The 10,476-nt window shown below is 59.5% G+C and carries 8 protein-coding genes; 7 read left to right on the top strand and 1 reads right to left on the bottom strand.

Features of this window, described 5'->3' with window-relative positions; genetic code table 11:
• A partial coding sequence (locus EQW76_RS28065) for a methyl-accepting chemotaxis protein (protein WP_244615514.1) occupies positions 1-542 on the top strand: 542 nt, incomplete at its 5' end.
• A 485-nt stretch (positions 543-1,027) separates the two neighbouring features.
• Here the strand turns inward: EQW76_RS28065 and EQW76_RS28060 are convergent.
• Entirely contained in the window at positions 1,028-3,589 is a 2,562-nt protein-coding gene (locus EQW76_RS28060) for a LuxR C-terminal-related transcriptional regulator (RefSeq protein ID WP_161991000.1), read from the bottom strand.
• 202 nt (positions 3,590-3,791) lie between these two features.
• Here EQW76_RS28060 and EQW76_RS28055 point away from each other — a divergent pair, with 202 nt between their 5' ends.
• The 6 genes from EQW76_RS28055 (at position 3,792) to EQW76_RS28030 (ending at position 10,357) form a co-directional block, all read left to right on the top strand.
• Entirely contained in the window at positions 3,792-5,213 is a 1,422-nt protein-coding gene (locus tag EQW76_RS28055) for an amidase (protein WP_142831749.1), read from the top strand.
• Positions 5,214-5,245: 32 nt separating this feature from the next.
• Positions 5,246-6,796: an ABC transporter substrate-binding protein gene (locus EQW76_RS28050; RefSeq protein WP_142831750.1), complete on the top strand. Its 1,551-nt coding sequence runs from the start codon at positions 5,246-5,248 to the stop codon at positions 6,794-6,796.
• A 60-nt stretch (positions 6,797-6,856) separates the two neighbouring features.
• A complete protein-coding gene (locus EQW76_RS28045; RefSeq protein WP_142831751.1) occupies positions 6,857-7,780 on the top strand; it encodes an ABC transporter permease in 924 nt (307 codons plus the stop codon).
• A gap of 131 nt (positions 7,781-7,911) precedes the next feature.
• Complete coding sequence (locus tag EQW76_RS28040; protein ID WP_244615515.1) at positions 7,912-8,625, top strand: ABC transporter permease; 714 nt, start codon at positions 7,912-7,914, stop codon at positions 8,623-8,625.
• Entirely contained in the window at positions 8,622-9,455 is an 834-nt protein-coding gene (locus EQW76_RS28035; RefSeq protein ID WP_142831753.1) for an ABC transporter ATP-binding protein, read from the top strand. Before EQW76_RS28040 ends, EQW76_RS28035 begins: the two co-directional genes overlap by 4 nt.
• A gap of 62 nt (positions 9,456-9,517) precedes the next feature.
• Entirely contained in the window at positions 9,518-10,357 is an 840-nt protein-coding gene (locus EQW76_RS28030; protein ID WP_244615516.1) for an ATP-binding cassette domain-containing protein, read from the top strand.
• Positions 10,358-10,476 lie beyond the last annotated feature (119 nt).

Raw genomic sequence — 10,476 nt, 5'->3', positions numbered from 1 at the left:
TTAAGGCGCTGATCTCGACATCTGGATCTCAGGTTAAAAATGGTGTCGAGCTTGTAGGACGAACTGGACAGTCGCTTGAACAGATCGTCAAAGAGGTCGAGGAGATCGACCAAAACGTCCGTGCTATCGTGGAGGCGGCACGCGAACAGTCGACCGGGCTGGCGGAGATCAACACGGCAGTCAACACGATCGACCAAGGCACCCAGCAGAATGCGGCAATGGTTGAGCAGTCGACGGCCGCCAGCTACAGCCTCACCAAGGAGGTGGCCGCGCTGAACGACCTGCTGGGCCAGTTCAACCTGAGAACCAGCTCAGGAGGCTTCGCTGCGAATTCATCCCCGACCGCGAGGGGCACGAGCCGGTCAGCTCCCCACCTGGCATCAGCTCACTCCCCTGTTCGCGCCACTCAGGTCAGGCCCGCTCCGACCGGAGTGTCGCCCGTTGCGTCCCCGGCGCGATCCCTGCGCTCGAAACTCGCCGGTGCCTTTAACGGCGGCGCTCAGGCAGCAGCCACGGCTAACGAGAGCTGGGAGGAGTTCTAGGTCCGTTGAGCGCCGAATTTTTTCCCTAGCTGTCCACTTTGGCAAAGGTAGGTTGATAGCGATTGACGCCTTATATCGATTTGATGCCGACCTTTGACGACCCACATCTTCCCGATATGTCTTCAGCTTGGTAAGCTTGCAGAGAGGCAAATTTTTAGGTCGTCAGTTTCACTGACTATTTCCCTCGCCGGCCCGTTCCGGCGAGGGTGCAGCCTTATACGATGTACCGGTCCAAGTGCATTATGACACAGGAAATTTCCGCGTCGACGTCAACCGAAGATCGCATCGAGAAGACAAGATTTTTGGCTGGTTGCGGCTCGTTTGAAAGAAGCCACACTGCAAAGGACATATCGCGATTTGATTTGAAGAGTTCCATAAATCAGCCTTGCGCGCCAACTCTATGTTATTGCTAGGAAAACGTCTCACAGGGTGAGTGGTAGGGTTCAGATCGCATCAAGGCAAAAGCAAGCTTCTGATGCTGGCGATCAATCGAGTATCGTCAGGACCGCTTGCATGCGGTTCTTGACACCGAGTTTTGCAAAAATGCTCTTCGCGTGCGATTTCACGGTGTTCAGATTGATGTCGAGTTTAATTGCGATCTCGCTGTTCGAATGGCCCCAACGCATCAGTTTCAGAACTTCCATTTCGCGCTGAGTAAGATCTATGACGGTGTCTCGCGAACGCGAACTGGGCGGGGTCTTTCGCTTCGCGGCGAAACCCGAAGTCGCGGCATCGGGAGCTACAAAGTCGCAGAGAACCCGCCAAGCACCTGTCACATTTCCGGTCGCCACGTTTTGCTTTGCTATCGTCGCCGTTCCGCGCGGCGCCATTTGCTGGGCTAACGCCTCGGCCTGCAATGCGGTGAGCAGGCGACCCTCGGCCCGGGCGCGCTCGGCAAGTGCCAGCAGCTTTTCAGTTGCAGCATCAGTTTGCCCGGCTTCCCTTAGAATTCGTGCCTCGAGAATTCGGAAAGGATCCCAGATCTGCCAGGCGGAAGACGGAAACCTGTTTCGTGCCTCGGGTAACTGGAGGGACAGCCGTTCCCACTCCCGCCGGCCCTCGGCGGGGCTGCTGAGGCGAAATGCCCGGTCGGCGCGCTCTACGCACAGCTGAAACTCCAGGCGGAAATCTTCTGCTTCGTAAGCCTTCCTGCTGGAGCGTACGAGAAGTGCTGTCCCTTCCTCTGCACGGCCGGTGACGTCCAAAAGCCGAGCGAGACCTGTGGTTGCGATCAAAATGCGTTCGCTGAGGCCGGATACATCGGTCGCCTTTTCCGAGGGAATGGCGCGTCTCCAGAGGCGTTCGGCCTCTTCGAGATCATTGTCGTTATAGACGATCAGCCCCAGAAGCGCCGAGGGCAGCGCGACCATGTAGGACCGCTCCCCAAAATTCTGCTCGGCAATGGCCAACGCTTCGGTGACGACATGCCTCGCCTCCTGAAAAAGCCCGCGCGCGATGTATGACATCGCGGCGATGCAGCGGGAATGAATGCCACCCCAGTGGCATGCCATGTCGTCATACACCCCGTTTGCGCGCCAGGTCAGGCGTTCGGCCAGTTCGAGGTTTCCGAGATTGAAGGCGATGTAACTGTGGATCGAATCCAGGTCGACCTGTCCGAATGCCAGGCGATCGAGCTCCCGTCCCACCAGCTGGGAAACATGGAAATCAGCGGCTGCCAGATCGCCTCCATAGGCGCCGACGAGTGCACGCATCAGGTGGAGGCGGCCACCGATGTCGAGGCCCGTGCGGGCGGCGATAACCGAGACCGGACTGTCCGGGTCGGCCGCCGCGACCTCGATCGTCTGCAGGGTCTGCTCGGCCTGCAGGAAGCGGCACATGTTGATGGACCGCCAGACCTGCAGGAAAAGAAGCAGCGGCCGTTCCTCGCGCGCGTCTCGGGGCAGTTGTTGCATCCAGCGCGAATAGGTGTCGAAACGACCATGGCTAAGATAGTCGTAGAGGCAGTAGGCTTCGATGAGTTCTGCCGCCCAGTTCGATCGCCGCGCCAGAAAGGCATGGCGAACGGCGTCAACAGGCGAACCGTTGTCGATGAACCATTGCGCCGCACGTGCATGGATGCCTTCAACGGCCGGGCGATCCTCCGCATAGAGGCGGGTCTGCAGAAACTCCTGGAAGAGATGGTGATATTTGTACCATCTCAGGGTTCCCGGTAACGCGACGACGAACAACTGCCCCTGCTCCAGGAACGATAGCATCTGATCGCCATCGTCTCGTCCCGTGACGGCGTTGCACAGTTCGGCGTTCAAGGTGTCGAGCAGGGACGTCCGCGCAAGAAATTCGCAGACTTCGGAGGGCAGTCCAGCAATCACCTCCTCGAGGAAATAGTCTGCGAATGCACGGTGGCTTCCCGACGGCGCGGAGGCAACGAAATTGCCGGCGGCGCGTCCTATGACCAGGGCAGCGAGCCGCAGGCCCACCGCCCAGCCTTCGGTGTGCGCATGCATCTGGCGGCTTTCATCGGCCGTCAGGGCGACCTTCGACGCCATGCGAAAAAAACTCTCGGTCTCCCCTTCGCTGAACTGCAGGTCCTCAACGGGAATGTCGATCATTTCGCCGTTCGCGCGGTACCGGCCGACAGGTATGGATGGCCGGTTTCGGCTGGCAAGGACAACTGTCAGATTTGGCAGGCGAGCGGCGAGCAGGGTATTGATAGCCTCGCCGCCGTCCCCGCCCTCGGCCAGGTGGTAATCGTCTATGAACAGGGCCAAGGGCTGCTCCGCCGTGCGCTCGGCGACAACAGCGGTCAGGCGACGGAGCACATCGGCGCGATCGGTGGAGGGTTTATGCTCGGCAGTGCCGCCTGATGCCTGTTCGACAGACTGGAAAAGCCCTTCCGCAAAACTCAGCGGATCCCTGTCATCCTCGCCCGCCGAATACCAGACTGTTGAAAACCCCGATTCAGTCAGGCTTTGGTGCCACTGTGCAAGAAGCGTCGTCTTGCCTGAGCCCGCCGGCGCGTGCACCACGGCCAATCGGTGCGTGACGAGGAGCTGGGCCAAGTGTGTCAGGCGAGGGCGGTCAATCATGCCTGTGGAAGCGCTTGGGGGGACTGATCGTCTGTTCAGAGAGCGCAAGCGCTGCATGAGGGCTCCGGCAATGATTGTCGTCTCGCAAAAGCATATCACCCTTTGGGGTGATATGAAAAATTTTCCTGTCTCACCCTTCGGGATCATGCCAAAAATATGTGCTGGCCGTATTTTTGTGCACTTCGACACCGGAGATCGAAAATTGCAGCTCAGTGAATATAGAACTTACGATGCGACGGGACTGGCAGAACTTGTGGCGAAAGGCGATGTCCTGCCGACCGAACTGCTTGAAACCGCGCTCAAAGGAACGGCGGCGACCAATGATGCGTTGAATGCGGTGGTCGCAACCTTTGAAGACGAAGCACGCCGCTTCATCAAGGAAGAATTGGGCGAGGGGCCATTCAAGGGCGTGCCTTTTGTCCTTAAGGATCTTACGGCGCATTATGCAGGCCAGCCGACGGGTGCCGGATGGCCACCGCGCAAGGATGTCAAGCCGAAAAAAGATAGTGAACTGGTCAGCCGTTACAAGAAAGCCGGTCTCGTGACCTTTGCCAAGACGGCCGTACCGGAACTGGCAATGGATTGGACGACGCGCTCGCGAGCCCATGGCGTCACCAACAATCCTTGGAATACTGGCAGAACGGCCGGCACGTCCAGCGGCGGGACAGCTGCAGCCGTTGCCGCAGGCATCGTGCCGATGGGCCACGGCAATGACGGCGGCGGTTCGATCCGCGTGCCCTCTTCGGTTTGCGGATGTTTTGGCATGAAGCCCAGCAGGGGCCGCAATCCCGTTGCGCCCTCGGGCAGCACATGGCAGGGCATGCTTGTGGAGCACGCGCTCACCCGCTCCGTCCGGGACAGTGCTGCACTGTTGGATGCGACGGCAGGACCCTATCAGGGCCAGTTCTTCAACAGCCCCGCCGGCTGCAATTTTGCCGCCGAGGTGGGCCGAGATCCCGGCAAGCTGAAAATTGGTGTCTCGACCCGAGCACCTTACGGCGCGGCTACCCATGCCGACTGCAAGGCTGCAGTCGCGGAAACCGTCAAGTTGCTCGAAAGCCTCGGCCACGAATGCGAGCCTTTCGATATCAATCTGCCGCAGGACGGGTGGAGCGCGTTCGAGACTTTCATTCTTGCGGAGTATGCGACAGACATGCGCCTGGAGGAAAGCTTCATCGGCCGAAAGCTGGCGCAGGATGATTTCCCACAGATGCTCTGGGACATGATCGATGCCGGAAACCGCATCAGCGCCGTCGATGTCAACGTGGCCACGACGCGCCTGCACGAGGTGGCGTCCGCCGTTTCCTCGACATTCCAGACATACGACGTTTTCCTGTCGCCGACGCTTGCCCAGCCGCCCCTACCACATGCGGCATTTCCCGCATCGACATCAATGCGCGGCCACTACGAATTCTACCTTTCGTGGATGCCCTACACGCATATCTTCAACGTCAACGGTTCGCCAGCAATGTCGGTGCCGTTGGTATGGAATGCGGAGGGCCTGCCGATCGGCGTGCAATTCGCAGCGGCGCCGGCGGCCGAAGGTCTGCTGTTCAGGCTGGCTTCTCAGTTGGAGGTTGCCCGCCCCTGGAAGAACAGGCGACCGCAGATTTCAGTCGCGTGAAAGAGTAAGAAAATCAATAGAGGGAACGAAGCATGATGAATAGACAAACGAAAACACTGCTTGCCCGCAGTGGCGCGGCCACGGTCGCGCTTGCGGCTGTTCTGACCGGCTTCTCTGCGGGAGCCGCCAACCTTACGGTTGCGCGCTCCGTCGATGCCGACAGCCTCGATCCGCAAAAGGCGAGCACGACGCAGTCCCTGCAGATCACCAACCTCATCTTCGACACACTGTTGACGATGGCGAAGGATGGCTCCGTTCATCCGGGCCTTGCGAGTGCGTGGACCATGGCTCCGGACGGGAAATCATACGATTTCACGATCCGCGATGGTATCAAGTGCCATGACGGCAGTACCTTCGACGCAACGGCTGCCAAGGCGAGCCTGGACCGCGCGCTGGATCCGGCCACCATCAACCCCAATCTGTCCGCCTGGGGGCCGATCACGAAGACCAGCGTGGATGGCAAGGTCCTGAAGGTGACGCTTTCGCAGCCTTATGGCCCCTTCACCTCATTCCTGACCAGCATACAGGCGTCGTTCATCTGCCCATCATCGGTATCGGGCAAGGAATTCAAGCCGATCGGAACCGGACCCTTCAAGCTCGTCAGCTGGACCCGGAACGACAGGATCCAGCTCGAAGCAAATGCCGACTACAAGAACGTCAACCCGCTTATCGAAAATCCCGGCAAGCCGCATATCGAAAAGCTAACGCTCAAGGTCATTCCGGAGGCTGTGGCCCGCATGGCAGCGCTGCGCTCGGGCGAGGTCGACATGGTCGAACCTTCCCTGGAGGAAGCCGGTGACCTGAAAGCGGACAAAAACTTCAAGGTCTATGCTGCGGATCTCTCGGGCCAGCAGATGCTCGCTGCCTTCACCTGGAAGATCAAGCCGCTCGACAATCCCGACATCCGCAAGGCGATCGGCATGGCGATGAACCGCGATGCTTACGCGTCCATTGCCTTTGAAGGCCTGGTCAACACGGACAATTGCCCGGTCGCGCCGAACCTGTTTTCGACGGATGAGGCTCTGTGCGCAACCTGGGGCGTGAAGTACGATCCGGAGGCCGCAAAGGCGCTTATGGCAAAGGCCGGCTACACGCCCGAAAAGCCGCTGAAGCTGAAATTGCTTGTTCACAAGCTGCCGGGCTGGGACCAGATGCACCAGATCATGCAGCAGGATCTGGCTGCCATCGGCGTCCAGGCGGATATCGAGACCCGCGAAGTTGCTGCTTTCTTCGACTACATGAAGGGCGTCAACGACCGTACGGACGGCGAACCGGCCGTTTGGACGATGGGCATGTCGGGTGTCGATCCCGACTACCTCTACTTCCTGTGGAAGCGTCCCGGCTTCGTCAACATGGGCATCAATGCCGATGTCGACTCCATGCTGGAGCAGCAGCGTCAGCTTTCTGGCGATGCCCGTGCAGCCAAGATCCATGATATCGAGAAGTACCTGATGGAAAACGCCTATGCCATTCCTCTGCTCTCGCCGGGCTGGGGCTGGCTGATGGCTTCGACATCGAAGGTCGATGGCTTCAAGATGGGTTTCATGGTGTCGCTTCTCTTCAATGACGTAACCGTCAAGTAACGACATGACGGGCGCTGCTCCGGTTAGCCCGGGGCAGCATTCCCATACAGATAGGTTCGAATGCTCGCTCTCATTTTAAAAAGGCTTCTGATAGCGCTGGCGACGGTCGTTGTGGTGATTGTCCTTTCCGGAATTCTCATCCACATCGTTCCGGGCGATCCTGTGACGGCGATGATGGCGCAATCCGTGACCGCGACACCGGAGGCCATGGCTGAAATGCGCTCGCGGCTCGGGCTCGATCTGCCGGTCTGGCAGCAGGTGGCGCTCTATACCTTGCACGTCTTCCAGGGCGATCTCGGAACCACGATCCGCGGCAACGAACCAGTGGCCCGACTTTTGCTGCAGCGGTTGCCGAACACTTTCTCGCTTGCCGTTTCGGGTCTTCTGGTGGCGCTTGCGATCGGCATACCGCTCGGATTTCTTGCTGCAATCAATCGCGGAAAGCTGACAGATACGGCTGTCATGGTTGTCGCCGTTCTCGGCGTCTCGATCCCCGGCTTCTGGCTCGGGCTTATCATGATGCAGGTGTTCTCACTCAAGCTGGGCTGGTTACCGGTTGCCGGCTCGGGCTTTCGCAACATCATTCTGCCGGCATTGACGCTTGGTCTCACCTACTGCGCGCTGGTTGCGCGCATGACACGCTCCGCTCTCGTCGAGGTCCTGGCTGAAGACTATATCCGCACCGCCCGCGCACGTGGGCTGCGCGAGCGCCAGGTGCTTCTCGTTCACGCCTTGAAGCCGGCGCTGATCAGCATCGTGACAGTTGTCGGGCTGGTCTTTGCCTATCTTCTCGGGGGGCAGGTGATCATTGAGAATGTATTCTCGTGGAACGGTATCGGCAGGCTCGCTGTGCAGGCAATGCTCGAGCGTGACTATCCGATGATCCAGGGGTTCATCGTCGTCTTCGCCAGCTCGGTCGTCATTGTTTCGATGCTGATCGACATTCTGTACGGCTTTCTCGATCCACGCATGAGGCAAAGATGAGCGCTGTAGCAACAAGACGCGTCTTACGCCGCAGATTGCCTTTGAGCGTAATATTAGGAGTAGCGCTCGCCCTGGTCATAGTCATCCTCTCCTTGGTGTCATCGTATGTGGCTCCTTTCGACCCTATGAGAATGGCTGCAGGACCGCGCTTATCCGCGCCATCGATCGCTCATCCTTTCGGAACGGACGAGTTCGGCCGCGATCTGCTCAGCCGCGTGCTGCTGGGCGGCCGCCTGTCACTTGGGATCGGGTTTACCGCCGTTCTCAGCGGCATTGTCATCGGCGGCCTCATCGGTCTCGTCGCCGCCTTCGGCGGTCGGTTGATCGAAGCGTGCCTTCTGCGCCTCATCGATGTCCTGTACTCATTTCCGGATACGCTGATCGCGCTTGCCCTGGTTGCCTTTCTCGGACCGGGTATCGAGAACGCCACCCTGGCGATTGCCATAAGCCTTGTTCCCTTCTATGCCCGCGTGACCTACGGGCTCGCAGCAGCCGAGCGCGCAAAACCCTACATTGAGGCGGCAAGGCTTGCGGGCACGCGATCCGGACGTTTGGTTCGCGTCCATGTGATGCCGAATATCCTGCAAAGCATGATCGTCATGGCGACGCTCGGTTTTTCTTCCGCCATCCTTTCGGCGGCTGGGCTTTCCTTCCTGGGTCTCGGCGTGCAGCCGCCCTCGCCGGAATGGGGTGCGATCCTGGCATCGGGCCGCAACTACATCACAAAGGCTCCTTGGATCCTCATCTTCCCGGGACTTGCCATCTGCCTGACCGTCCTCTCCTTCAATCTGATCGGTGACAGCCTTAGGGACCTGATCGATCCACGCCGAAAGGTGCGGTCATGACGAAACCTTTCCTAAGCGTCCGCGACCTCAGGGTCACCTTTCCCACCGCCGCGGGCTCGTTTGCGGCCGTGGACACTATTGGTTTCGAGGTTGCCAGGGGTGAAATCCTGGCACTTGTCGGCGAGTCCGGCAGCGGCAAGAGCATGACGTCACTTTCCATCATGCGCCTTCTACCCGAAGCAGCAACGATGACGGGGTCGATCGAAATCGACGGCCAGGATATCGCCCGCTTGAAACGCCACGAAATCGAGGATGTGCGTGGTGCAAAGATCGGAATGATCTTCCAGGAACCGATGACGTCGCTCAATCCGGTCTTGACGATTGGCCGGCAGATGTCGGAGGGGCTCATGCGCCACTGCAATACGCCGCGCCGCCAGGCGATCGAAGAGGCCGTCGCCGCCCTTGAGGATGTCCGCATTCCAGATGCCCGCAAAATGCTTGGCCAATATCCCCACCAGCTCTCCGGGGGCATGCGCCAGCGCGTTATGATCGCCGCCGCGCTGACCCTCAAGCCAGGCGTGCTGATCGCCGACGAGCCGACAACGGCGCTCGACGTGACCGTGCAGGCGCAGGTGCTCGATCTTCTCGTCGATCTCAAGCTGCGCCACGGTTCCGGCATTCTGCTCATCACCCACGATATAGGCGTCGTCGCCGAAACTGCCGATCGCGTCGCGGTCATGCGAGGTGGCCGCATCCTCGAAAGCGGGCCCGTGGAACAGATACTGTCGTCGCCGACGCACGAATATACGAAGTCGATGCTCGCTTCGCACCTGACCGTCGAAAGGGCGATGCGCCAGCGCCGGGAAAAGACGAGGGTGGTAACCCCATGACCAAAGCACCAATCCTCGCGCTGGAGAACATTACCAAGGTTTTTTCGGCCGGTGGCCGGCAGGTGAGAGCGCTCAGCGGCGTTTCCCTCAGTCTGCAGCACGGCGAGACGCTAGGCGTCATTGGTGAAAGTGGTTCGGGGAAATCCACACTCGGCCGTATTGCTGTCGGGCTTGAAACAGCCGGTGAAGGTCGCCTACGCATCGAGGGGACGGATGTTGCTGGACTTTCGGTGCCGCAGCGCCGGGACGCTATGCGGCACTGCCAGATGATTTTTCAGGACCCCTATTCCTCTCTTAATCCGAAGCTCAAAATTGGCCGTCAGATCGGTGAGGGAATCTATGCCACCGGCATATCCACCTGGAAGGAGATTGACGGCCGCGTTGCAGACCTCCTGGAAAAGGTGGGTCTCAAACGGGAGCACGCGGATCGCTATCCCCACGAGTTTTCAGGAGGGCAGCGCCAGCGTATAGCGATTGCACGCGCTCTTGCGCCCGGGCCGCGCGTGGTCGTCGCCGACGAGCCGGTCTCGGCCCTTGATGTCAGCGTCCAAGCACAAATACTGGATCTTCTTGCGGAACTGCAAAGCGACAGCCAGCTTTCGTACCTTTTCATATCGCATGACATGGCCGTCGTCGCTCATCTCTGCGACAGGATAGCCGTCATGCATCGCGGCCGAATCGTGGAGCACGGGTCGACCGAAGCGATCGTCGAAAACGCGCAGCACCCTTATACGAAGAGCCTTCTCGAAGCCGTTCCCCGCCTTGGGCGCCGGCGCAGTGGCGAGCGACGAATGATTCCTACACTTCCGGAACACGGCGACGAGGATAAGTTCGAGCCTGTGTCGGCCGGCCATTGGGTTGCGAGACCCATCAGCGGCAGCGCCGAAGCCACGAAAGGCTAGCATTGGTCGGATTCATCCAGAGGGCGCAGGTGGCATCAACTGCGGTTTGCTGAACACCACGATCTAACAGGTTGCGGAAAAAGGCCCTTGCTGTGAGCGGACTGGCGTGATTCCATGCC

This window comes from Rhizobium sp. rho-13.1 (assembly GCF_007000305.1).
Taxonomy (GTDB): domain Bacteria; phylum Pseudomonadota; class Alphaproteobacteria; order Rhizobiales; family Rhizobiaceae; genus Rhizobium; species Rhizobium rhododendri.
Note: the sequence above shows the minus strand (reverse complement) of the source record. Positions and strands in the feature narration are given on the sequence as shown.